General features: G+C 74.2%; 20 protein-coding genes. 11 read left to right on the top strand and 9 right to left on the bottom strand.

Features of this window, described 5'->3' with window-relative positions:
- The first annotated feature begins 275 nt into the window (after positions 1–275).
- The 3 genes from ACFVZH_RS26610 (at position 276) to ACFVZH_RS26600 (ending at position 5,286) form a co-directional block, all read left to right on the top strand.
- Positions 276–3,113: a DEAD/DEAH box helicase gene (locus tag ACFVZH_RS26610; RefSeq protein ID WP_384900982.1), complete on the top strand. Its 2,838-nt coding sequence runs from the start codon at positions 276–278 to the stop codon at positions 3,111–3,113.
- On the top strand, positions 3,110–4,381 hold the full coding sequence (locus ACFVZH_RS26605) for an SWIM zinc finger family protein (RefSeq protein ID WP_384900981.1): 1,272 nt from the start codon (positions 3,110–3,112) through the stop codon (positions 4,379–4,381). Before ACFVZH_RS26610 ends, ACFVZH_RS26605 begins: the two co-directional genes overlap by 4 nt.
- A gap of 128 nt (positions 4,382–4,509) precedes the next feature.
- Complete coding sequence (locus ACFVZH_RS26600) at positions 4,510–5,286, top strand: chaplin (protein ID WP_384900979.1); 777 nt, start codon at positions 4,510–4,512, stop codon at positions 5,284–5,286.
- Between the two features lie 47 nt (positions 5,287–5,333).
- On the opposite strand, the gene ACFVZH_RS26595 is transcribed toward ACFVZH_RS26600, so the two are convergent.
- The 3 genes from ACFVZH_RS26595 to ACFVZH_RS26585 form a co-directional block, all read right to left on the bottom strand.
- A complete protein-coding gene (locus tag ACFVZH_RS26595; RefSeq protein ID WP_384900977.1) occupies positions 5,334–6,023 on the bottom strand; it encodes a DUF2293 domain-containing protein in 690 nt (229 codons plus the stop codon).
- 25 nt (positions 6,024–6,048) lie between these two features.
- Positions 6,049–6,507 carry a hypothetical protein gene (locus tag ACFVZH_RS26590; RefSeq protein ID WP_384900975.1) on the bottom strand — a complete coding sequence of 153 codons (459 nt, stop codon included), beginning with the start codon at positions 6,505–6,507 and terminating at the stop codon, positions 6,049–6,051.
- Between the two features lie 68 nt (positions 6,508–6,575).
- Positions 6,576–7,787 (bottom strand): pyridoxal phosphate-dependent aminotransferase, encoded by a 1,212-nt coding sequence (locus tag ACFVZH_RS26585; RefSeq protein WP_384900974.1) that lies wholly within the window; start codon positions 7,785–7,787, stop codon positions 6,576–6,578.
- Positions 7,788–7,878: 91 nt separating this feature from the next.
- Here ACFVZH_RS26585 and ACFVZH_RS26580 point away from each other — a divergent pair, with 91 nt between their 5' ends.
- Positions 7,879–8,517 (top strand): winged helix-turn-helix transcriptional regulator, encoded by a 639-nt coding sequence (locus tag ACFVZH_RS26580; RefSeq protein WP_384900973.1) that lies wholly within the window; start codon positions 7,879–7,881, stop codon positions 8,515–8,517.
- A 128-nt stretch (positions 8,518–8,645) separates the two neighbouring features.
- On the opposite strand, the gene ACFVZH_RS26575 is transcribed toward ACFVZH_RS26580, so the two are convergent.
- Both ACFVZH_RS26575 and ACFVZH_RS26570 read right to left on the bottom strand, forming a co-directional pair.
- Positions 8,646–9,014 (bottom strand): MerR family transcriptional regulator, encoded by a 369-nt coding sequence (locus tag ACFVZH_RS26575; protein ID WP_384900971.1) that lies wholly within the window; start codon positions 9,012–9,014, stop codon positions 8,646–8,648.
- A gap of 26 nt (positions 9,015–9,040) precedes the next feature.
- Positions 9,041–9,793, bottom strand: a complete 753-nt coding sequence (locus ACFVZH_RS26570; protein WP_384900969.1) for an SDR family NAD(P)-dependent oxidoreductase — start codon at positions 9,791–9,793, stop codon at positions 9,041–9,043.
- A gap of 75 nt (positions 9,794–9,868) precedes the next feature.
- On the opposite strand from ACFVZH_RS26570, the gene ACFVZH_RS26565 reads away from it, so the two are divergent.
- On the top strand, positions 9,869–10,522 hold the full coding sequence (locus ACFVZH_RS26565; protein WP_384901059.1) for a uridine kinase: 654 nt from the start codon (positions 9,869–9,871) through the stop codon (positions 10,520–10,522).
- A 144-nt stretch (positions 10,523–10,666) separates the two neighbouring features.
- Here the strand turns inward: ACFVZH_RS26565 and ACFVZH_RS26560 are convergent, their stop codons facing one another.
- Both ACFVZH_RS26560 and ACFVZH_RS26555 read right to left on the bottom strand, forming a co-directional pair.
- On the bottom strand, positions 10,667–11,596 hold the full coding sequence (locus ACFVZH_RS26560) for a carbohydrate kinase family protein (RefSeq protein WP_384900968.1): 930 nt from the start codon (positions 11,594–11,596) through the stop codon (positions 10,667–10,669).
- Between the two features lie 71 nt (positions 11,597–11,667).
- Complete coding sequence (locus ACFVZH_RS26555; RefSeq protein ID WP_384900966.1) at positions 11,668–12,669, bottom strand: pseudouridine-5'-phosphate glycosidase; 1,002 nt, start codon at positions 12,667–12,669, stop codon at positions 11,668–11,670.
- Between the two features lie 275 nt (positions 12,670–12,944).
- Here ACFVZH_RS26555 and ACFVZH_RS26550 point away from each other — a divergent pair, with 275 nt between their 5' ends.
- The 4 genes from ACFVZH_RS26550 (at position 12,945) to ACFVZH_RS26535 (ending at position 17,263) form a co-directional block, all read left to right on the top strand.
- A complete protein-coding gene (locus ACFVZH_RS26550) occupies positions 12,945–13,301 on the top strand; it encodes a cupin domain-containing protein (protein ID WP_384900965.1) in 357 nt (118 codons plus the stop codon).
- A gap of 299 nt (positions 13,302–13,600) precedes the next feature.
- Positions 13,601–14,944: a discoidin domain-containing protein gene (locus ACFVZH_RS26545; protein WP_384900963.1), complete on the top strand. Its 1,344-nt coding sequence runs from the start codon at positions 13,601–13,603 to the stop codon at positions 14,942–14,944.
- Complete coding sequence (locus ACFVZH_RS26540) at positions 14,944–16,269, top strand: MFS transporter (protein WP_384900961.1); 1,326 nt, start codon at positions 14,944–14,946, stop codon at positions 16,267–16,269. Before ACFVZH_RS26545 ends, ACFVZH_RS26540 begins: the two co-directional genes overlap by 1 nt.
- A gap of 4 nt (positions 16,270–16,273) precedes the next feature.
- Positions 16,274–17,263, top strand: coding sequence for a hypothetical protein (locus ACFVZH_RS26535; RefSeq protein WP_384900959.1), 990 nt, complete (start codon positions 16,274–16,276; stop codon positions 17,261–17,263).
- Between the two features lie 44 nt (positions 17,264–17,307).
- Here the strand turns inward: ACFVZH_RS26535 and ACFVZH_RS26530 are convergent, their stop codons facing one another.
- Together ACFVZH_RS26530 and ACFVZH_RS26525 are read right to left on the bottom strand one after the other, a co-directional pair.
- A complete protein-coding gene (locus tag ACFVZH_RS26530) occupies positions 17,308–18,600 on the bottom strand; it encodes an MFS transporter (protein WP_384900957.1) in 1,293 nt (430 codons plus the stop codon).
- A gap of 67 nt (positions 18,601–18,667) precedes the next feature.
- A complete protein-coding gene (locus ACFVZH_RS26525; protein WP_384900955.1) occupies positions 18,668–19,234 on the bottom strand; it encodes a methylated-DNA--[protein]-cysteine S-methyltransferase in 567 nt (188 codons plus the stop codon).
- A 197-nt stretch (positions 19,235–19,431) separates the two neighbouring features.
- On the opposite strand from ACFVZH_RS26525, the gene ACFVZH_RS26520 reads away from it, so the two are divergent.
- Entirely contained in the window at positions 19,432–20,331 is a 900-nt protein-coding gene (locus ACFVZH_RS26520) for an MHYT domain-containing protein (RefSeq protein ID WP_384900953.1), read from the top strand.
- A gap of 71 nt (positions 20,332–20,402) precedes the next feature.
- Complete coding sequence (uvrB, locus tag ACFVZH_RS26515) at positions 20,403–22,532, top strand: excinuclease ABC subunit UvrB (protein ID WP_384900951.1); 2,130 nt, start codon at positions 20,403–20,405, stop codon at positions 22,530–22,532.
- The last annotated feature ends 28 nt before the right edge of the window (positions 22,533–22,560 follow it).

Below are 22,560 nucleotides of genomic sequence, written 5' to 3'. Positions count from 1 at the left end.
GCGGTTCCTCTTCTGTCGTGTCGTGTCGTGTCGAGTCAGGTCGGGTCGTGTCAGGTCGTGTCGCGCCGTACCGGGAGGGACGGAGGCGCCTCGGACCCACGCGGACGCGGGCACCTCGGAGTCACCCCGGTCCAGGCCACCATGCCGCCCGGGGGAACCCTTGTCATCCGCTGATGGGCCGCCCGGGGGAACCGCCTGACGGCCGTTGTCAGACCTCACCCGTAAGGTCGGAGTCCAGTCGGGTTCACGTCGTACAGCGGGAGGAGGGCAGAGCCGTGACACACACCTGGACGACCAGCGCCGCCGTCTTCCTGCCCGCGGCCCTTCCCCGGGAGGGCCGGGTCGCCTTCTGGGCGCCCGACGGCGGGACACTGCCGGAGGCCGGGGAGAGCGGCGCGGAGCGGGTCGAGCTGACCGTCGCCCGCCGGCACGGCGGCGGAGCCCGGGGCCTTGCCGTGCCGGCGCTCGCCCTGCCGGTCGAGGCCGCCCTGCCCCACCTGGTCGTGGCCCGCCACCATCCCGCGGCCCACCCCGCCACCGCCGGCTGGGGAGCGGCCGCGCTGCACGCCCTGCACCTGGCCGCCCGCGGACGGCTGCTGCCGGGCCTCACCGCGGACGACCTGGACGCCTGGCGGGCCGGGCCCCTGGACGCCGACGACATCGCCCATCTGCGGGCCGTCGCCGCCGCCCTGCCGTACGAGGCGTACGCGGTGCCCGTGCCGGGGCGCGGCGCGCTGCGGCTGCCCGAACCGGAGGCCCTCGTGCGTGCCTTCCTCGACGCCGTCGCCGACACCCTGCCCCGCACCCCGGCCGCCGCCCACGCGGTCGGCGCGCCGTTCGCGGCCCGCGCGCCCCAGCATCTGCCCCGCGCGCGTGCCTGGGCCGCCGAGGCGGCGGCCGGGATGGACGCGGGGGTGCGGGTCTCGCTCCGCCTCGACTTCTCGGGGTTCGAACTCTTCGACATCGCCCAGGACGAGGACGGCGACGAGCGGCACGCCGCCGCCGCGCTGCTGCAGATCCACAGCCTCGCCGACCCCACCCTCGTCATCGACGCCACGGACCTGTGGGCGGGCGACGGCGAGCACTTCGGGCCCCGCGCCCGCATCGACGCCGTCCTCGCCCTGCGCCGCGCCGCCCGCGTCTGGCCACCGCTCGCCCGGCTCCTGGAGCGGGACGTGCCCGACGTCCTCGCGGTCACCGAGAACGAGCTGTACGAGCTGCTCGGCCCCGCCGCCGCCCGGCTCGCCGACGCCGGAGTCGCCCTCCACTGGCCGCGCGAACTCGCCCGCTCCCTCAGCGCCTCCGCCGTCGTCAGGCCCGCCCAGGCCGCGCCCGGCTCCGCGACCGACGGCACCTCCTTCTTCGACAGCGAGGAGCTGCTGCGGTTCAACTGGCAGCTCGCCCTCGACGGCGATCCGCTCACCGAGCGCGAGATGGACCTCCTGGCCGAGTCCCACCGGCCCATCGTGCGGCTGCGCGACCAGTGGGTCGTCGTCGACCCCGCGCTCGTCCGCAAGGCGCGCAAGCGGGAACTCGGCCTGCTCGAACCGGTCGACGCCCTCTCCGTCGCCCTCACCGGCACCGCCGAAGTGGACGGCGAGACCGTCCCCGCCGTCCCCGTCGGGGCGCTCGCCGCGCTCCGCGACCGGCTCCTGGCCGGCCCCGAGGACGTGCAGGCCCCGCCCGGCCTCACCGCCACCCTGCGCGACTACCAGCTCCGCGGCCTGGCCTGGCTGGACCTGATGACCTCGCTCGGCCTCGGCGGCTGCCTCGCCGACGACATGGGCCTCGGCAAGACCGTCACCCTCATCGCCCTCCATCTGCGCCGCGCCCGCCGCGCCCCCACCCTCGTGGTCTGCCCGGCGTCCCTGCTCGGCAACTGGCAGCGGGAGGTACGGAAGTTCGCCCCGGACGTACCCGTCCGGAGGTTCCACGGTGCCGACCGCGACCTGACCGGGACCGAGGGCGGCTTCGTCCTCACCACCTACGGCACCCTGCGGACCAGCGCCGCCGAACTGGCCGGACGGGAGTGGGGGATGGTCGTCGCCGACGAGGCGCAGCACGTCAAGAACCCGTTCTCCGCGACGGCCAGGGCGCTGCGCGAGATCCCCGCCCCCGCCCGGGTCGCCCTGACCGGCACCCCCGTGGAGAACAACCTCTCCGAACTCTGGGCGCTCCTCGACTGGACCACCCCCGGCCTGCTCGGCCCGCTCAAGGCGTTCCGCGCCCGCCACGCCAGGGCCGTGGAGAACCACGAGGAGATCGAGCACGAGCAGGCCGTCGAGCGGCTCGCCCGGCTCGTGCGGCCCTTCCTGCTGCGCCGGCGCAAGTCCGACCCCGGCATCGTGCCCGAGCTGCCGCCCAAGACGGAGTCCGACCACCCCGTCTCCCTCACCCGGGAACAGGCATCGCTGTACGAGGCGATCGTCCGCGAGACCATGGCGCAGATCGAGGCCGCCGAGGGCATGGCCCGCCGCGGCCTCGTCATGAAGCTGCTGACCTCCCTCAAGCAGATCTGCAACCACCCCGCCCAGTACCTCAAGGAACAGGCTCCGCGCGGCACCGGCACCGCCCGGCTCGCGGGGCGCTCGGGGAAGCTCGCCCTGCTCGACGAACTCCTCGACACGATCCTCGCCGAGGACGGCTCCGTGCTCGTCTTCACCCAGTACGTGTCCATGGCGCGGCTCCTCGCCGACCATCTGGCCGCGCGCGGCGTCCCGGCCCAACTGCTCCACGGCGGCACCCCGGTGGCCGAGCGGGAGCGGATGGTCGACCGCTTCCAGGCCGGTGAGGTTCCCGTCTTCCTGCTCTCCCTGAAGGCCGCGGGCACCGGCCTCAACCTCACCCGGGCCGGCCACGTCGTCCACTACGACCGCTGGTGGAACCCGGCCGTCGAGGAACAGGCGACCGACCGGGCCTACCGCATCGGGCAGACCCAGCCGGTGCAGGTGCACCGGCTCGTCGCCGAGGGCACGGTCGAGGACCGCATCGCCGAGATGCTCCGGGCCAAGCGGGCCCTGGCGGACGCCGTCCTCGGCTCCGGCGAGGTCGCCCTCACCGAACTGACCGACCGCGAACTGGCCGACCTGGTGTCCCTGAGGAGGCCCGCGTGAACCACGCCAGGGGCGCGCGCGGAGCCGCCCCCCGCCACGACGACCGCCGCCGCAGCTTCCCGCAGGTCGCCCCCCGCGGGGCGCCCGACGGCCGGTTTGCCGCCACCTGGTGGGGAAACGCCTGGGTCGAGGCCCTGGAGGACGCCGCGCTCGACGCGGCCCGCCTCGCCCGCGGCAAGGCGTACGCCGGGCGCGGGCACGTCGACGCGATCACGGTCACCCCCGGCCGGGTCGTCGCCTACGTCCACGGCAGCCGGCCCCGCCCGTACCGCACCGAGATCCGGATGCGGACGCTCGGCGACGACGGCTGGGAGCGGTTCCTCGACGAGGCCGCCGCACGCCCCGACCACATCGCCGCCCTCCTCGACAAGGACGTGCCGCACGCCCTGGAGGCGGTCACCGGACTGCTGCCCGCGCCGGGTGACCTGGTCCCCGACTGCTCCTGCCCCGACGACGGCTACCCCTGCAAGCACGCCGCCGCCCTCTGCTATCAGGCCGCCCGGATCCTCGACGAGGACCCCTTCGTCCTCTTCCTGATGCGCGGCCGGGGCGAGCAGGAGCTCCTCGCCGAGCTCACCCGGCGCAACGCGGCCATGTCGGCCGCCGAGACCACCGCCGCCGCGCCCCCGATGCCGACGGTCCTCGCCCGTATCGCGATTCCTCCGGCCGCCGGGGCCTGGCTCCCGCCGCTGCCCCCCGAGCTGCCGGTCCCGGACCGGCCCGGCCGGCCGGCCGTCTTCCCGCCGGACCCCGACGCCCCCGATCCGCTCGCCCTCGAACTCCTCGCCGGCGAGGCCGCCGCCCGCGCCCACGGCTTCCTCGCCACCGGGCGCGACCCGGTCGCCGCCCTCACCCCCTGGCAGGACGCGGTCCGGCTGGCCGCGGCGCACCCCGGGTCCGGGCTCACCGCATCGACCCGCGCGCTCTACCGCGACCTGGCGTACGCGCTGGACCGCAGCCCGACCGACCTCGCCCGCGCCGTCGCCGCCTGGCGGCAGGGCGGCGCCGCCGGCCTCGCGGTCCTGGAGGAGCCGTGGGACCCGCCGGCCGGCCCGTTCGACCGGGCCAGACCGGCGCTCCTCGCCGCCGACTTCCCCGCCTTCCGCCCCTGGCGCAACCGGCTCTCCACCGAATCCCTACAGCTCCGCCTCGGCCGGGACGGCCTCTGGTACGGCTACGAATCGGACGCCGGCCGCGAGGACTGGTGGCCGCGCGGCGGGCCCGATCCGGACCCGGTCGGAGCCCTCACCGACCTCCTGGGGCGATGACCCGACAAGTGAACGGAATCCCACTCGATGGGGTGAAACCCGTCAACGGGCGGATCCGGCACGCCCGTTTGTCGCGTTGATTCCGGTACGGGCACTTGCCCGTGCACACCTCCGGAAGGCAGGAAGCCATGAGGCAGATTCGCCGAAGTGGTCTGGCCACACTGTTGGTCACGGGTGGGGCGCTCGCGCTCTCGGCGGGCGCCGCGCACGCCGACTCCGGCGCCCAGGGCGCTGCGGTCGGCTCGCCGGGAGTCGGCTCCGGCAACACGGTTCAGCTGCCGGTGCACGTGCCGGTCAACGCCTGCGGGAACACGGTCAACGTCATCGGGCTGCTCAACCCCGCCTTCGGCAACAGCTGTGCCAACCGCTCCTCCGCGCCCGGCGGCTACGGTACGGACGCGGCCGGCGGCGACCGCTCCCACAAGGACGAGCCCGGCACCCCGCGCGGCGGGGAGCACGCCGGTGGCTCCCACAGCGGTGGAGGCGGCTCCTCCAACGGCGGTGGTTCCACCGCCGAGAGCAGCGCCGTGGGTTCCCCCGGCGTGCTCTCCGGGAACGGCCTCCAGCTGCCCGTCGACCTCCCCGTGAACCTCACCGGGAACTCGGTCAACGTGGTCGGCGTCGGCAACCCGGCCTTCGGCAACACCGCGGTCAACGGCCCCGGCAAGCCCCAGCAGCCGATCGAGATCCCCACGCCGCGCCCGCAGACCCCCGTCCGGAACGTGCCGGTGCCGCAGGCCGAGACCGAGGCGCCCGCCCCGGCCCCGCAGGGTGAGACGAGCTCGGTCGCGCTGGCCGCCACGGGTTCGGACACCATCGGCTACGCCGCCCCCGCGAGCGCCGCGCTGCTGCTCGGCGGCGCCCTGCTGTACCGTCGCGCGCGCCGCGCCGGAGACGGGGCCTGAGGGTTCGCCCCTCGCGGACCGGCCGCCGCGCGCTGACACCCGAGCGGTCAGCCGCGGCCCCGGCCGCGCGTGTCCCCGCCGCCGAGCCGCCAGGCCCGGAGCACCGCCTCGATGGCGGGAGCGACCCTCGTCCGGGCCTGGTGCCGAGGAACCCCCTGCATCAGCAGGGTGTCGTACGGGGTGTCGACGTGCCGGACGGAGGCGCGTACCGCGGCGGTGACGGCGCCGCGGTCGAGCGAGCGTCCGGCCGCCGTGCGCCCCACCCGCCCGCTGCCCTTCGTCGACGCGTGGACGGCGATCTCCGTGACCCGGTCCTCCGGGCAGGACGGGAAGAGCCGCTGGATCTCCGCCCGGAGGAGCGCGGTGACGGCGGCGTCGACCGCCGCGCGCCGCACCGCGTCCCGGGCCCGCCGCCTGGCCCGCGCCTCGGCGTCCGCCAGACAGGCGAGCTCCGCCCGGGCGAGCGCCGCCTCCTCGACGAGCAGGCCCTGGCGCTCGTACCGCGTGCGGCGGCGGTTGTGCCGGACGACCACGGCCCAGAGGGCGCTGTTCTCCCGGGCGCGCCGGGTGAGCGCCGTGTCGCCGCGGCGGAGGAAGACCAGGTGCCCGAGGTCGGCGCAGTCCAGGCAGACCGGCGCGTTGAACTCGACGATCATCCGCTCCAGCGGCCCCTGGTGGCACTCCGAGCAGCGGCGTCGTTTGAGCGGCTCGACGACGACGGGTGCGACGAGGTCCACGTCCGCTCCTCCCTCCGGTCGTTCGTCAGCGGACGCCGGGCGCGGCGGCGGCGATGAACACGGCGAGCGCCTTCTTGGCCTGCTCGGAACGGCGGGCGCGGTCCGCCTCGTCGACGGCCTCGTGCATGCAGTGGGAATCCACGAAGGCCGCCTCGGCCAGCCGTCGCACCTCCGGGTCGTCGCACACCAACTGGACGCGGAAGAGCGCCTGCCGGGCGGCGGTGCGCTGCCGGTAGGAGGCGTGACGCGACTCCTCCGCCTCCTCCGAGCCGGGCCGCTGGAGCGCCCGGAACCAGCGGTCGTTCTGGCTGTGCCGGTAGTCGACGACCGCGCCCGCGAAGGCGCTGTAGGTCGCGATCCGTTCCTGCCGGAGCTGTTCGGTGCGGGCGAGCGCGGCCGTGCGCTCGGTGGCCCGCCCCTGGAACCAGTGGGTGAAGACGGCACCCAACAGGGTTCCCGCCACGGCTATCAGCGCCGCATCCATGACCGGTCGCCCTCCCGATTCCCTCGTCCTGCAGACCCGTAGATCATGACAGCCGAGGGGGCGGGGCGTCACTGCCGGTAGCTGCTCAGGAAGCGGCCGATGCGGCTGATCGCGGCGTCCAGGTCGTCTGCGTACGGCAGGGTGAGGATGCGGAAGTGGTCCGGGCGGGGCCAGTTGAAGCCGGTTCCCTGGACGACCTGGATCTTCTCCCGCAGGAGCAGGTCGAGGACGAACTTCTCGTCGTCGTGGATCTTGTGCACGGCGGGGTCGAGGCGCGGGAAGGCGTACAGCGCCCCCTTCGGCTTCACGCAGGAGACGCCCGGGATCTCGTTGAGCTTCTCCCAGGCCCGGTCGCGCTGTTCGCGCAGCCGGCCGCCCGGGGCGGTCAGCTCGTGGATCGACTGCCGGCCGCCGAGCGCGGCCTGGATGGCGTACTGGGCGGGGGCGTTGGGGCAGAGCCGCATGGAGGCCAGCATGGTGAGGCCCTCCAGATAGCTCCTGGCGTGCTGCTTCGGGCCGCTGACGACCAGCCAGCCGGAGCGGAAGCCCGCCACCCGGTACGTCTTGGAGAGCCCGCCGAAGGTGAGGACGACCAGGTCGGGGGCGAGTGTGGCGGCCGGGTGGTGGACGGCGTCGTCGTACACGATCTGGTCGTAGATCTCGTCGGCGAACACCATGAGGCCGTGGCGGCGGGCGAGTTCGAAGATGCCCTCCAGGACCTCCTTCGGGTAGACCGCGCCCGTGGGATTGTTCGGGTTGATGACGACGATGGCCTTGGTGCGGTCGGTGATCTTCGACGCCATGTCGTCGAGGTCCGGGTACCAGTCGGCCGACTCGTCGCACAGGTAGTGCACGGGCTTGCCGCCCGCGAGCGTGATCACCGCCGTCCACAGCGGGTAGTCCGGGGCGGGTACGAGGACCTCGTCGCCGTCCTCCAGGAGGGCCTGGACGGCCATCGAGATCAGCTCGGACACGCCGTTGCCGAGGAAGATGTCGTCGACGTCCACGTCCGGCAGGCCCATGGACTGGTAGCGCTGGGCGACCGCGCGGCGGGCGGAGAGGATGCCGCGCGAGTCGGTGTAGCCGTGGGCCCGGGGGAGCATCCGGATCATGTCCTGGACGATCTCCTCGGGGGCCTCGAAGCCGAAGAGCGCCGGGTTTCCGGTGTTGAGGCGCAGGACGCTGTGGCCCGCCTCCTCCAGCGCGTTGGCGTGCTCGATCACCGGGCCGCGGATCTCGTAGCAGACCTCGTTCAGCTTGCTCGACTGCCGGAACTCCATGTCCGACCTCCCCAGGTCCCCGGAATCAGTGTTGCTTGGTTTTACCAAGTCCGAGCTTGGAAAGTCCAACAACATGTCTAGACTGCGTCGCATGCCACGTCAGCCACGCCGCCGCAGCTACGACCAGCACTGCGCCGCCGCGCGCGCCCTCGACCTCGTCGGCGACCGCTGGACCCTGCTCGTCGTCCGCGAACTCCTCGCCGGACCGCGCCGCTACACCGACCTCCACGCCGACCTGCCCGGCGTCAGCACCGACATGCTCGCCGGTCGCCTCAAGGACATGGAGGGCGCCGACCTGGTCACCCGGCGCCGACTGCCCCCGCCCGCCTCGGCGTCCGTCTACGAACTCACCCCGCGCGGACGGGACCTGCTGCCCGTGCTGCGCGCGCTCGCCGCCTGGGGCGCGCCCGAGCTCGGCGACCCGCGGCCCACCGACGCCGTCCGCGCCCACTGGTACGCCGTCCCGCTGCTCGGGGCGCTCGCCGAACTGGGCGAGGGCGTGGTCCAGGTGACGCTGGACGAAGGGGAGTTCCACGTACGGATCGGATCCGACGGCAGTGCCGCGTACGGCGACGGCGCGTACGGCGACGGCGTCGGCGAACAGCCCGACGTCCGGCTGAGGACCGATACGTCGACCTGCCGGGCCCTCGCCGGCGGCGAACTCACCCTCGCCGGGGCGGTCGAGTCGGGGCGCGCCACCCTCGAACGGACCGCGCCGGCCGCCGTCTGAGGGGCGGCCGGTACTGGCGTCCGGCATCGGCACCGGCACCGGCACCGGTACTGGCATCCGGCATCGACACCTGCATCCGGTACCGGCGCGGGCAGCCGGTCGAGCGGTGACTGTCGGCGGGGCCGCGGTCAGGCCCGGAGGTTCTCCGGCGATGGGATCGCCGCCAGGGCGGCCGCGAGGCGGTTCCTCGCCGTGGTCTGGGCCGCGATCCGGGCGTCGAGGACGGCCAGCCGGTCGCGGGCGATCTCCAGCGCGCGGGCGGACGGCGGGGCGGAGGAGACGTCCCCGTCGAGGCAGGAGCGGAACGCGGACACGTCGTCCAGGGTGAGCCCCGCGCCCAGCAGGTACCGGATGTTCGCCACGCGCGCGACGGCGCCCTCCGCGTACACCCGGTAGCCGTTGGCCGCGCGGGCCGACGCGATCAGCCCCGCCGCCTCATAGTGGCGCAGCGCGCGGGCCGACACCCCGGTCCGCCGGGCCAGTTCACCGATGCGCAAGGACGGCACCTCCTCGCGCAGTCGTATCACGAGACCAGCGCGCCCCCGTCGACGGGCAGCACGGTGCCGGTCAGGAAGGCGGCGTCGGGGGCGGCGAGCGCGGTGATCGCCCAGGCGACCTCCTCGGGCCTGCCGAGCCGGCCCAGCGGGGTGTGCGCGAGCTGCCAGGCCCGCAGGGCCCTTTGCTGCTCGGGGGTGAGCCCCATGTGGTCCGCGATCGGGGTCTCGATCGCGCCGGGGGCGACCGCCACCACCCGGACTCCGTCCGGCGCGAGCTCCACCGCCCAGCAGCGGGTCAGGGTCTCCAGGGCGCTCTTGGTCGCCGGATAGAGGGAGTTGGCGGGCCAGCCGCGCTGTCCGATGGTCGTCGACACGTTCACCACCACGCCCCGGGACGCCCGGAGCGCGGGGACGGCGGCCTGGGTGAGCAGTACGGGGGCGACGAGGTTCGTCTCCAGGAGCGGGGTGATGACGGAGCGGCCGAGGGTCCCGAGCGGGCCGCCGGCGGAGATGCCGGCGTTGTTGACGAGAACGTCGAGGCGGCCGTGGCCGGTGACGGCGGCCCGCACGATCTCCTCGGCGGCCCCCTCCGCCGTGATGTCGGCGACGAACGGGTGGATCCCGGAGTGTCCCTCGGCGGCCTCCCGCAGCGGTTCCTCCCGGCGGCCGACGGCGACGACGGTCGCGCCCTGTCCGGCGAACGCCCGCGCGGTGGCCCGGCCGATGCCGGTGCCCGCGCCGGTGACGACGACGACCCTGGTGGGTGTGGTGGTGTCCATGCGTGCGAGGGTCGAACAGTGACGCCAGTGGCAAGGTCAAGCGGTGACGCGGGAGCGGCGGGCAGGATGAGCGGGATGAGATACGAGGCGATCACCTGGGACCGGCTGGCCGAGACCCTCGCCGGGCACGTCGACCCGGCCACTCCCGGCGACGGCAGCGCGTGGCTCAAGGTCGGCATCGACGGGCCGCCCGCCGCGCCGGGCGGTGAGCTCGCGCGGCTCCTCGTCGAGGCGCTGCGGGCGCGCGGCCGCTCCGTCCACGTGGTCGGGACCGGGGGATTCCTGCGGCCCGCGTCCCTCCGGTACGAGTACGGGAAGCAGGACCCCGACGCGTACTACGACGGCTGGGTCGACACCGGGGCCCTGTGGCGGGAGGTCTTCGGCCCGCTGGAAGCCGGCGGCACCGGGCGCGTCCTGCCCGATCTGTGGGACCCGGTCAAGGACCGTGCGACCCGCAGTCCGTACGTCACCCTGCCGCCCGGCGGAGTGCTCGTCGTGCACGGGCCGTTCCTCCTCGGCCACTGGTTCCCGTTCGACCTCACCGTGCACCTGCGGCTGTCGCCCGCCGCCCTCGCCCGGCGCACCGAGGAGCAGTGGACCCTCCCCGCCTTCGCCCGCTACGCCACCGAGGTCGACCCCGCCGGGACCGCCGACGCCGTCGTACGCGCCGACGATCCACGCCATCCGGCCTGGACGGGTCTCGGTGGTCGTGGGGACGACAACCTCTAGGCCGGGCCGTCCGGCTGATCCGGGTCGGCGGCGCCGGGGGAGGAGTGCGGGGAGTCGGAGGAGTTCGGGCGGTTGGGGGAGTGCGGGCGGTCGGAGGAGTGCGGGCGGTCTGAGGAGTCGGGGCGGTCGGGGAAGCTCCGGTGATCAGGGGAGCTCGGGCGGTCGAAGGAGCTCGGGGCGGTCGGGTGAAGGCGGGACAGTCCGGGGCTCCGGGGGTCTGCCGCCCACGACCGTCACCGCCTCGGCGCCCGCGCGGCAGCCGGCCTCGGCGGCCCGTGCGGGGTCCGCGCCCGCGAGCAGGGCCGCCAGGAAGGCCCCGGTGAAGGCATCGCCCGCCCCCGTCGAGTCGATCCGCCGCGTGGGTGCCACCGGCGGCGCCGCCACCCGGGCGGTGACCGAGCCGCCCTCGGCGAGCAGGGCGCCCGCCGCGCCCAGGGTGACCACGACCAGCGGGAAGCGCCGGCTCAACTCCGCGGCGGCCGCCTCGGGTTCGGAGCCGCCGGTGAGGGAGCGGGCCTCGTCGGCGTTGGGCAGCAGGAGCTCCGTGCCCTCCGCCGCGGCGAGGAACCGGTCCGCGCCCAGCCGGTCCAGGAACCCCGCCGAGGCCGGGTCGACGCTGACCGGGACCCCCGCCGTCCGGGCGTCGCGCAGCGCGCGCCGGGCCGTCTCGCGGCTCGGGCCGGAGAAGAACAGATAGCCGGAGAGGTGCAGCCGGGCCACGCCGTCGAGCAGTCCGGCGGACCAGTCGGCGGGGGAGAGGCGGAGCGCGGCGCCGCTGTCGGTGAGGAAGGTGCGTTCCGCGGAGGCGTCCACGAGCGCGATCACCGTGGCCGTGGCGGTGTCCGCGTCCGGGACCAGCAGGGGGCGTACGCCCGCCCGCCGCAGTGCCCGCTCGTGCCAGCCGGCCGCGTCCGTCCCCACCCGGCCGAGCAGCCGTACGTCGTCGCGGCCGGAACGCGCCGCCCAGCAGGCCGCGTTGGCCCCGGCGCCGCCCGGCAGGGTCCGGATCTCCGCCGCCGTGTCCGTGGCGGGCGCGAGGGGCGTCCGGTGCCGGGCGACGACATCCGTGACCACGTCCCCGACGACCAGCAGCGCGCCCCCGGAAGGCCCGCCGGGCCGCCCGGACCGTGCGCCTCCGGAGCCCTTCACCGACCGGCGGGGCCGCCCGCCCCCGCACCGTCACCTGTCCCCGCGTCACCCGTCCCCGCGCCGCCGGGCACCCCGCCGCCGCTCCCCGTGCCGCCGCCCGCGTACGCGCCCGCGATGCTCGCCGCCAGCCGCACGTTGCCCCGTACCGCCGCGAGGTTCGCCTCCAGGGACGCGCCCTCCGTGTGGACGGTCAGGTATTCGAGCAGGAAGGGTGTCACCGCCTGGCCCGTGATGCCCTTCTCGCTCGCCGCCGCCAGGGCCTGCTCCAGTACCCGGTCGTGCAGGGCGGGGTCCAGCTGCCGGTCCTCCGGGACCGGGTTGGCGACGACGAGCGCCGCCGCGGGGCCGCCGAGCGCGTCCTGGGCGCGTATGACCCCCGCCACCTCGTCCGGGGTGCGCAGGGTCCAGTCGACGGGTTCGCCGGAGGAGGAGAGGTAGAAGCCGGGGAAGTGCTCCGTGCCGTAGCCCACGACCGTCACGCCCAGGGTCTCCAGGCGCTGGAGCGTCGCGGGCACGTCGAGGATCGACTTGACCCCGGCGCAGACGACGGTGATCCCGACCCGGGCGAGCAGGCGGAGGTCGGCGGACTCGTCCTGCGTCTCGCTCCACTCGCGGTGCACGCCGCCGAGACCGCCGGTCGCGAACACGCGTATCCCGGCGGAGTGCGCCAGCCAGGCCGTCGCCGAGACCGTCGTCGCCCCCGTGACGCCGGTCGCGAGGGCGGGGGCCAGGTCGCGGTGCCCCAGCTTGCGGACCGCCGGGTCCTCGGCGATCCGGGTCAGGGCGGCCCGGTCCAGGCCCACTCTGGCCGTGCCGTCGACCACCGCGACGGTGGCCGGGACGGCGCCCCCGGCCCGTACGAGCTCCTCCAGCTCCACCGCCACGGCGAGGTTGCGCGGGCGCGGCAGACCGTGGGCGATGATCGTCGATTCGAGCGCGACGACGGGCCGGCCCTCGTGGAGCGCCTCCCGTACCTCTTCGGACACCTGTGTGGACATGTCCCATTCCTTGGCGCGTCCAGCGGCCCCGCAAACCTCGTTGGCGACCACCTGCCACAGCGCGGGCGGTGCCTGCGGAATCCGTCACGGGGTGCCGCGACCGGTCGCCGGGGAGACCCGCGGCGCCCTTCGGGGGCCGCGTCGGAGGGGTGGTACGGATTTCGTCGTCGTCGCCTGATCCGGGCGTCGTGCCTGGTGGGAGGCGAAGCGGAGCAGGATATTCCAGGTGGTCCCGGCCGGTTGGCGGCCGTGGGGCCCCGCTACAGTCACCGCCCATGACGACACATGACGCGCCCTCCTTCGCCGTGCACATCCCCGACGCCGAGCTCGAAGCGGAGCCGCTCGACCCCGGCCAGATCGTCTCCGGCACGCCTGAGGTGACGGGCAAGGTGCTGTGGGAGTCGGTCGACGGCAAGCAGCTGCGCGGCATCTGGCAGATCACCCCCGGCGTCGTCACCGACACCGAGGCCAACGAGCTCTTCGTCGTGGTCTCCGGGCGGGCGACCGTCGCCGTCGAGGGCGGCGAGACGCTGGAGATCGGCCCCGGTGACGCCTGTGTGCTGCGCGAGGGCGACCGGACGACCTGGACCGTGCACGAGACCCTCCGCAAGGCGTACCACATCAGCCTCTGAACTCCCGGGGCACGCCGCCGGGTTGAGGGTCTGGTAGGAAACCTTCCTATCCGCTAGCATCCCCGGCGGCGGCTTGGCGCGGCGCCCGATCCCGGGGCGTGACGCGCTCAGCGAGAGCTCTGACCCGGCCGCCGAGCACCACCCCACCGCGTGGCGCCCGAATCGCCACCGGCCGGTCGCCCGCGTCGCGTTCTCCGCGGCGCGGACGCCCGGCCCGCGCGCCCGGCCCGCGCGGCCGGACCGTGGTGCGCCGCACCGGTGTCCAGCTCTCGCCACCCCTCAGGTCAGGGAGCCCAGGTATGCGCCTGAACGCCTCCGCCCCACCCCACGGCACCACCACCCACCGTCTGCCCCTCGTCCTCACCGCCGTCCTGCTGCTCGTCGGCGGGCTCCTGCTCGCCCTCCCGGACCGGGCCGGAGCAGCCGCCGACGTCCTCATCTCCCAGGGCCGGCCGGCCACCTCCTCCTCCGTCGAGGACTCCACCTTCGGCCCGGAGAAAGCCTTCGACGGCGTCTCCACCACCCGCTGGGCCAGCGCCGAGGGCGTCGACCCGCAGTGGATCCGCGTCGACCTCGGCCCCTCGGCGACCGTCTCCCGCGTCAAGCTCGTCTGGGAGGCCGCCTACGCCAAGTCCTACCGCGTCGAGATCTCCGCCGACGGCACCACCTGGACCCGCCTCGCCACCGAGACCGCCGGGAACGGAGCCACCGACGACTGGACCGGCCTCACCGGAACCGGCCGCTACCTGCGCGTGTACGGGACCGCCCGCGGCACCTCGTACGGCTACTCCCTCTACACGGTCGAGGTCTACGGCACCACCTCCACCACCCCCACGCCCGGCGGCGCGTTCACCGTCGTCGCCGCCGGCGACATCGCCGCCCAGTGCACGGCCTCCAGCAGCTCGTGCGCCCATCCCAAGACCGCCGCACTGGCCCAGCGGATCGCGCCGTCCTTCTACCTGACGATGGGCGACAACCAGTACGACGACGCCCTGCTCTCCGACTTCCGCGCCTACTACGACAAGACCTGGGGCGCCTTCAAGGCGAAGACCCGGCCCGTCCCCGGCAACCACGAGACGTACGACCCGGCGGGACCGCTCGCCGGATACAAGTCGTACTTCGGCGCGATCGCCTACCCGCAGGGCAAGCCCTACTACAGCTACGACCAGGGCAACTGGCACTTCGTCGCCCTCGACTCCAACTCCTTCGACGACGCCGCGCAGATCCAGTGGCTCAAGGACGACCTCGCGCGGAACACCAAGGGCTGCGTCGCCGCCTACTTCCACCACCCGCTGTACTCCTCCGGCGGCCACGGCAACGACCCGGTCTCCAAGCCCGTCTGGCAGATCCTGTACGGCGCCAAGGCCGACCTCGTCCTCAACGGACACGACCACCACTACGAGCGCTTCGCCCCGCAGGACCCGAGCGGGCGGGCCACCGCCGACGGCATGGTCGAGATCGTCGGCGGCATGGGCGGCGCCGAGCCCTACGACATCGAGACGGTCCAGCCGAACAGCCAGAAGCGGATCAGCGGCACGTACGGCGTCCTGAAGCTGGACCTCACCGACACCACCTACACCTGGCAGTACGTCGGCACCGACGACCAGGTCAAGGACTCCGGCCCGACCTACACCTGCCACTGATGTACCTCGCGACCACCGGTCGCCGCGACGCGCCGCCCACCCCCTCGGGGGTCCGGCGGCGCGTCCCGGGCACCGTCCTCGCCCTCGGCGCGGTCAGCCTGGTCACCGACGTCTCCTCGGAGATGGTGACCGCCGTCCTGCCGCTCTACCTGGTCCTCGGACTCGGCCTCTCCCCTCTCCAGTTCGGACTCCTCGACGGCCTCTCCACCGGCGCCACCGCGCTCGTGCGGCTCCTCGGCGGCGCCACCGCGGACCGCGGCGGACGGCACAAGCAGGTCGCCGGGCTCGGCTACGCCCTCTCCGCCTGCTCCCGGCTCGGCCTCCTCCTCGCGGGCGGCGCGACCGGCTGGATCGCGACCTCGCTCGCCGCCGACCGGCTCGGCAAAGGGGTGCGCACCGCCCCGCGCGACGCCCTCATCACCCTGCACAGCCCGCCGGAGGACCTGGGCCGCGCCTTCGGCACGCACCGCGCCATGGACACCACCGGAGCGCTCCTCGGCCCGCTGGCCGCGTTCGCCCTCCTCTCGGCGACGGCCGAGGCGTACGAGGCCGTCTTCGCCGTCAGCTTCTGCGTCGGCGCGTTCGGCGTCGTGCTGTGGCTGCTCCTGGTTCCCGGACGGCGGACCGCGCCGCCGTCGCACGACACGATGGACCGGGCGGGCGGGCGCACCGCCGCGCCCCGCGCGCGTGGCGGGCTCTTCGCCGCGCTGCGCTCACCCGCGTACCGGCGGATCGTGCTCTGCGCCGGCCTCCTCGGGGCCGCCACCGTCGGCGACTCCTTCCTCTACCTGCTGCTCCAGCGGCGGCTCGACCTCGACGCGACCTGGTTCCCGTTCCTGCCGCTCGGCGCGGCCGCCGTCTACCTGCTGCTCGCCGTACCCGCCGGACGCCTCGCCGACCGCACCGGGCGCCGCACGCCGCTCCTGTACGGCCACGGGGCGCTGCTCCTCGCCTACGGGCTGCTCCTGGCCCCCGGGCCCGACACGGCGGTCCTCGTCGGCGTCCTGGCGCTGCTCGGGGTCTTCTACGCCGCCACCGACGGCGTCCTGATGGCCCTGGCCGGCCCGTTCCTCCCCGAGGGACGGCAGGCGGGCGGGCTGGCCCTCGTCCAGACCGCCCAGGCGCTCGCACGGCTCGGTGCGGCGGTCGCCTTCGGGGCCGTCTGGACGGCGAGCGGTCCCGGGACCGCCCTCGTGGCCGCGCTCGTCGCCCTCGCTATGGCCGTGTGCTGCGCCGCCCGCCTGCTGCCGAAAGCCCCCGAGGCGCCCAGGACCCCCAGGACCCCCATGGCCCCCACAGCCCCCACCGCCCTCCGAGAGGACTGACCCCATGAACGCCCCGACCGTCGCCCGCCTCTCCGCACGCGCGCGCGTGGGCATCCTCGTCCTCGCCCTCCTGCTGCTCGGCGGCGGCGCCACCGCCTACACCCTGCGGGCGGCCTCCGGGCGACAGGCCGGGGCCACCGGTACCGCCGACCCCGGCTTCACCCTCGACGGCGGCGCGCTCTACGCACGGGACACCGCGAGCGGGCGCATCGCGCGCGTGGACCCGTCCGCGCCCGGCGGCCGGGTGGTCGGCGGCCCCTCCTGCGACCGTTTCCACGCGGCCGGGCCCACGGCCCTCTGCCTCCAGCGACGACCCGGCGTGCCGGCCCGTTCGTACGTCCTCGTCCTCGACCGGAACCTGCGCGAGCTCCGCCGCATCGGGCTGCCGGGCATCCCCAGCCGGGCCCGGGTCTCCGCCTCGGGCCGGATGCTCTCCTGGACGATGTTCGCGACCGGCGACTCGTACGCGCGCTCGTCCTTCTCGACCCGCACCTCGATTCTCGACCTGAGCACCGGCTATCTGGTGAAGAACATCGAACAGATCCCGCTCACCCTCGGCGGCCGCCGCCACCACGCCCCGGACGTCAACTACTGGGGCGTCACCTTCGCCTCCGACGACAACCGCTTCTACGCCACCGTGTCGACGGGCGGTCGCACCCACCTCGTCGAGGGCGACATGCGGTCCTGGTCGGCGCGGGCCCTCCGCGAGAACACCGAATGCCCCTCACTCTCCCCGGACGGCACCCGGATCGCCTTCAAGAAGCGCGTCTCGGACGGCCCGCGCGAGCCGTGGCGGCTGTACGTCCACGACCTGCGCACCGGGCGCGAGCACCCCGTCGCCGAGCGGCGGGGCATCGACGACCAGGCGCTGTGGACGGACCGGGACACCCTCGCGTACGGGTACGGGGGAGCGGTCTGGTCGGTGCCGGCCGACGGCACGGGCACCGCGCGCTCCCTGCTGAGCGGCGCCTCGTCCCCGGCGGCGCCGCACTGACCGGGGCGCCGGGGCGGGGCCGCCGCTCGGTACGGCGAGCCGGTTCAGGCCCTGCGCAACGCGCCCCGCACCGCGAGTGCCGCCATCGGCAGCAGCAGGCAGGCGGCGATCGCGTTCAGCGGGCCGTAGCCCGCCTGAGAGACGATCAGGCCCGCCGCGAGCCCGCCGACCCCGGCGGCGGTGTTCATGACGAAGTCGGAGAGCCCCTGGACCGCCGCCCGCGCGGCCTGCGGCACCGAGTCCGTGAGCAGCGCCGAGCCGGACACCAGCCCCGCCGACCAGCCGAGTCCGAGGACGAAGAGGCCGACGGCGGTCTGGGCGTGGCTCGGTCCGGCCGTGCCCGCGACGAGCGCCGCGACACCGAGGAGCCCGACCGCGAGCCCGATGACCGACAGCCGGCCGAGCCGGTCGGACAGCCAGCCCATCACCGGCGAGAACGCGTACATGCCCGCGATGTGCCCGCTGATGACGAGCCCGATCAGCTGGATGTCCGCGCCGTGGTGGGTGAGCGCCACCGGGGTCATCGACATGATGGACACCATCGCGGTGTGCGTGACGGCGACGGTGACCAGGGCGAGGCGGGCCTTCGACGACTCCCGAACCGCCCGCAGGCCGGCGCGCAGCGACCGCCCTTCCGCGGCCGTGCCCGGGTCGGAGTCGCTCAGCGCGCGGGCGGTGAGGAGCGGGTCGGGCCGCAGCAGCAGGGCCACCAGGACCGCCGCGACGACGAAGACCCCGGCGGCCCAGACGAAGGGGCCCGCGGTGGCGGGGATGCCCAGGCCGGCGACGCTCTTCCCGGCCGGCGCGGCGATGTTCGGGCCGAGCACGGCTCCGATGGTGGTCGCCCACACCACGGTGGAGATGGCCCGGGCCCGGTGGTCCGGTTCGGCCAGGTCGGCGGCGGCGAAGCGGGCCGCCAGGTTGGCCGAGGAGCCGGCCCCGAAGCCGACGAGGCCGACGAGCAGCAGGGGGAAGCTGTCGACGACCGCCCCGAGCACCGCGACCCCGGCGCCGACGGCTCCGATGAGGTAGGCGAGGACGAGTCCGGCCCGGCGCCCGCGCGAGGCCATCAGGGAGGCCAGCGGCATCGCGAGCAGGGCGGGTCCGGCGACGGTCGCCGTCGACGCGAGACCGGACAGGGCCTCGGAGCCGCTGACGTCCCTGGCCAGGACGGCGGCGAGCGCGACGCCGGTGGCGATGCCGAGACCTCCGAGGATCTGGGTGCCGATCAGCACGGCCTGGATCCGGCGGCGCAGAGCCGGGAGCTCGGCGGCCGCGACGGGGGCGGGTATGTGGTCGGGCAGGGTGGAGTCAGGGGCACCGGAGGCGTGGGTCACTGACGTGAGTGTGCCAGCCATCCCACCTGATGGGAACGCCTCCCCGGCTTCCGGAGCGGCCTCCCGCTCAGAACAGCGGCGCGGGCAGCACCCCCTCCAGGGCCAGCAGTTGCCGCTTGGTCTCCAGGCCGCCGCCGAAACCGCCCAGCCCGCCGTCGCTCTCCACCACACGGTGGCACGGCACCACGACGGGCAGCGGATTGGCGCCCATCGCCGCTCCGACCGCCTGGGCGGCGCCGGGCTGCCCCAAGCGCCTGGCCAGCTCGCCGTACCCGACGACCGTTCCGTACGGGACGGTCGCCGCCAGCTCGCGCAGCACCTGCCGGTTGAACCCGGTCGTCAGGCTCCAGTCCAGGGGCAGGGCGAGATCGTCCGGCTCGCCGGCGAAGTAGCGGTCGAGCCGACGTATCGCCTCGGCGAGCAGTCCCGAGGCGCACTCCACCGGCTCCGCGCCGAGCTGCCCGGCCAGCCGGTCGAGCATCCGCGCCCGCCGTGCCGCGTCGGCGTGGAACTCGACCCGCACGAGCCCCCGCTCGGTCGCGGCGAGGAAGAGCGGTCCGATGCCGCTCTCCACGACCGTCCACTCCGCCGGGACGGCCCGCGTCCCGCCCGTCGCCTCCGCTTCGATGTCCATGCCGCCCACGGTACGACCGGGCACCGACAACGGGGTCCAAGATCACGGACCGGTCTCGCTCCGGTCTCACCAACGGCAATTCCCCGGTCACGTGGTCGCCGGGGCCCCGGCGCGCCATAATCTCGCCCCGGTAGTACTACCCAGCGGTACCGACTGTTTTCGGACGACGTGGCACCAGGGGTGGAGGACAGACGCTCATGCAGGGCACGGTCGACGGATTCAGCTACGGGCTCGTCACGCCGGTGGCCGCCTTTCTCATGGCGTGCCTCGGCGGCGCCCTCGGGCTGCGGTGCACCACCAGATCGCTCCGCCACCGCGACAGCTTCAAGGCCGGCTGGCTCGCCCTCGGCGCCACCTCGATCGGCACCGGCATCTGGACGATGCACTTCATCGCCATGATGGGCTTCTCGGTGCAGCAGGCGCCCGTCAACTACGACCGCCCCATCACCTTCGCCAGCCTCGGCGTCGCCGTCCTCATGGTCGGCATCGGCATCTTCATCGTCGGCTACCGCGGCGCGACCGCCCTCACCCTGGTCACCGGCGGCACCATCACCGGCCTCGGCGTGGCCACCATGCACTACCTCGGCATGGCCGGCATGCGGCTCCAGGGCCGCATCGAGTACGACACCCTCACCGTCGCCTTCTCCGTGGTCATCGCCGTCGTGGCCGCCACCGCGGCCCTCTGGGCGGCCGTCTCCGTGCACGGGTTTCTGGCCAGCCTCGGTGCCAGCATCGTGATGGGCGTCGCCGTCAGTGGTATGCACTACACCGCCATGGCCGCCGTCAGCGTCCACCTGCACGGGGCCGAGCTCCGCAGCGGGACCGGCGACACCGCGACCTCGCTCCTGCTGCCGATGCTGATCGGCCCGGCGGTCTTCCTCATCCTCGCCGCCGTCGTCGTCATGTTCGACCCGCTGCTCGTGATGGGCGACCCGGACTGGCAGCGGCCCGACGCCCGGAGCGTGAACCGCCCCGGGGTGCCCGCGCCCCGCCACGTGCCGTCCTACGGCGAGCCCGCCAACTGGACCGCGCGCCCCTCCGGACGCTCCGCCCGCAGGAGCGCCCCCCGCGGCGGCCACCGCTCCCAGGACTGGTGACGGGACACCCGCCGGCCGGGCGGTGAGCCGATCACCGCCCGAGTGTCAGTGCCGGGTCGTACGGTGGTTCCATGCGGCCCGTTTCCAAGATCGAACGTTCGGTGGCGCCCTTCGAGGTCGTCAGTTCCTACCAGCCAAGCGGCGACCAGCCCGCGGCCATCGCCGACCTCGAGCGGCGCATCCGCGCGGGCGAGAAGGACGTCGTGCTCCTCGGCGCGACTGGCACCGGCAAGTCGGCGACCACCGCCTGGATGATCGAGAAACTCCAGCGCCCCACCCTGGTGATGGCGCCGAACAAGACCCTGGCCGCCCAGCTGGCGAACGAGTTCCGCGAACTCCTGCCGAACAACGCGGTGGAGTACTTCGTCTCGTACTACGACTACTACCAGCCCGAGGCGTACGTCCCGCAGTCGGACACCTACATCGAGAAGGACTCCTCCATCAACGAGGAGGTGGAGCGGCTGCGCCACTCCGCGACGAACTCCCTGCTCACCCGCAGGGACGTCATCGTGGTCGCCTCCGTCTCCTGCATCTACGGCCTCGGCACGCCCCAGGAGTACGTGGACCGCATGGTCCCCCTCAAGGTCGGCGAGGAGTTCGACCGGGACCAGCTGCTGCGCCGCTTCGTCGACATCCAGTACACCCGGAACGACGTGGCGTTCACCCGCGGCACCTTCCGCGTCCGCGGCGACACCATCGAGATCTTCCCGGTGTACGAGGAGCTCGCCGTCCGCATCGAGATGTTCGGCGACGAGATCGAGGCCCTCTCCACTCTCCACCCGCTCACCGGCGAGGTCATCAGCGAGGACCGCGAGCTGTACGTCTTCCCCGCCAGCCACTACGTCGCGGGCCCCGAGCGCATGGAGCGCGCGGTCAACGACATCGAGCGCGAGCTGGAGGTCCGTCTCGCCGAGCTCGACAAGCAGGGCAAGCACCTGGAGTCCCAGCGCCTGCGCATGCGCACCACGTACGACATCGAGATGATGCGGCAGATCGGCTCCTGCTCCGGCATCGAGAACTACTCGATGCACTTCGACGGCCGCGACCCCGGCTCCGCGCCCAACACCCTCATCGACTACTTCCCCGAGGACTTCCTCCTCGTCATCGACGAGTCGCACGTCACCGTGCCGCAGATCGGCGCCATGTACGAGGGCGACGCCTCCCGCAAGCGGACCCTCGTCGACCACGGCTTCCGGCTGCCGTCCGCCCTCGACAACCGCCCGCTGAAGTGGGAGGAGTTCCAGGAGCGGATCGGCCAGACCGTCTACCTCTCCGCGACCCCGGGGAAGTACGAGCTGTCCCGCGGCGACGGCTTCGTCGAGCAGATCATCCGCCCCACCGGCCTCGTCGACCCCGAGGTCGTCGTCAAGCCCACCGAGGGCCAGATCGACGACCTGGTCCACGAGATCCGGCTGCGCACCGAGAAGGACGAGCGGGTCCTCGTCACCACCCTCACCAAGAAGATGGCCGAGGACCTCACCGACTACTTCCTGGAGCTCGGCATCCAGGTGCGCTATCTGCACAGCGACGTCGACACCCTGCGCCGCATCGAGCTGCTGCGCGAACTGCGGGCCGGCGAGTACGACGTCCTCGTCGGCATCAACCTCCTCCGGGAGGGCCTCGACCTGCCCGAGGTGTCCCTCGTCGCCATCCTCGACGCCGACAAGCAGGGCTTCCTGCGCTCCGGGACCTCCCTGATCCAGACGATCGGCCGCGCCGCCCGAAACGTCTCGGGCCAGGTCCACATGTACGCGGACCGGATCACCCCGGCGATGGAGCAGGCCATCGACGAGACCAACCGGCGCCGTGAGAAGCAGATCGCGTACAACACGGAGCGCGGCATCGACCCGCAGCCGCTCCGCAAGAAGATCAACGACATCGTCGCGACCATCGCGCGCGAGGAGATCGACACCGAGGAGCTGCTCGGCAGCGGGTACCGCCAGGGGAAGGAGGGCAAGGGCGCCAAGGCCCCCGTCCCCTCGCTCGCCGCGCACGGCCCCAAGGGCCGGGGCAGGGCGGGTTCCACCGTCGAGCTCGGCGACCGGCCCGCCACCGAACTGGCCGCGATCATCGAGGAGATGACCGACCGGATGCGCGCCGCCGCCGCGGAACTGCAGTTCGAGGTGGCCGCCCGGCTTCGCGACGAAGTGGGAGAGCTGAAGAAGGAGTTGCGCCAGATGAAGGAGGCCGGAATGGCCTGACCGGGACGCGGTCCGATGTGTTGCAAGA

The organism is Streptomyces sp. NPDC059534 (assembly GCF_042743475.1).
GTDB lineage: Bacteria > Actinomycetota > Actinomycetes > Streptomycetales > Streptomycetaceae > Streptomyces.
This window is presented reverse-complemented; position numbering and strand designations above follow the sequence as displayed.

Coding starts and splice junctions, on each gene's coding strand:
- ACFVZH_RS26555 (WP_384900966.1), bottom strand. CDS start 12,669: ATGTCCACACAGGTGTCCGAAGAGGTACGGGAGGCGCTCCACGAGGGC.
- ACFVZH_RS26565 (WP_384901059.1), top strand. CDS start 9,869: ATGAGATACGAGGCGATCACCTGGGACCGGCTGGCCGAGACCCTCGCC.
- ACFVZH_RS26525 (WP_384900955.1), bottom strand. CDS start 19,234: ATGGACATCGAAGCGGAGGCGACGGGCGGGACGCGGGCCGTCCCGGCG.
- ACFVZH_RS26590 (WP_384900975.1), bottom strand. CDS start 6,507: ATGGATGCGGCGCTGATAGCCGTGGCGGGAACCCTGTTGGGTGCCGTC.
- ACFVZH_RS26600 (WP_384900979.1), top strand. CDS start 4,510: ATGAGGCAGATTCGCCGAAGTGGTCTGGCCACACTGTTGGTCACGGGT.
- ACFVZH_RS26580 (WP_384900973.1), top strand. CDS start 7,879: ATGCCACGTCAGCCACGCCGCCGCAGCTACGACCAGCACTGCGCCGCC.
- ACFVZH_RS26520 (WP_384900953.1), top strand. CDS start 19,432: ATGCAGGGCACGGTCGACGGATTCAGCTACGGGCTCGTCACGCCGGTG.
- ACFVZH_RS26570 (WP_384900969.1), bottom strand. CDS start 9,793: ATGGACACCACCACACCCACCAGGGTCGTCGTCGTCACCGGCGCGGGC.
- ACFVZH_RS26540 (WP_384900961.1), top strand. CDS start 14,944: ATGTACCTCGCGACCACCGGTCGCCGCGACGCGCCGCCCACCCCCTCG.
- ACFVZH_RS26550 (WP_384900965.1), top strand. CDS start 12,945: ATGACGACACATGACGCGCCCTCCTTCGCCGTGCACATCCCCGACGCC.
- uvrB (WP_384900951.1), top strand. CDS start 20,403: ATGCGGCCCGTTTCCAAGATCGAACGTTCGGTGGCGCCCTTCGAGGTC.
- ACFVZH_RS26535 (WP_384900959.1), top strand. CDS start 16,274: ATGAACGCCCCGACCGTCGCCCGCCTCTCCGCACGCGCGCGCGTGGGC.
- ACFVZH_RS26585 (WP_384900974.1), bottom strand. CDS start 7,787: ATGGAGTTCCGGCAGTCGAGCAAGCTGAACGAGGTCTGCTACGAGATC.
- ACFVZH_RS26545 (WP_384900963.1), top strand. CDS start 13,601: ATGCGCCTGAACGCCTCCGCCCCACCCCACGGCACCACCACCCACCGT.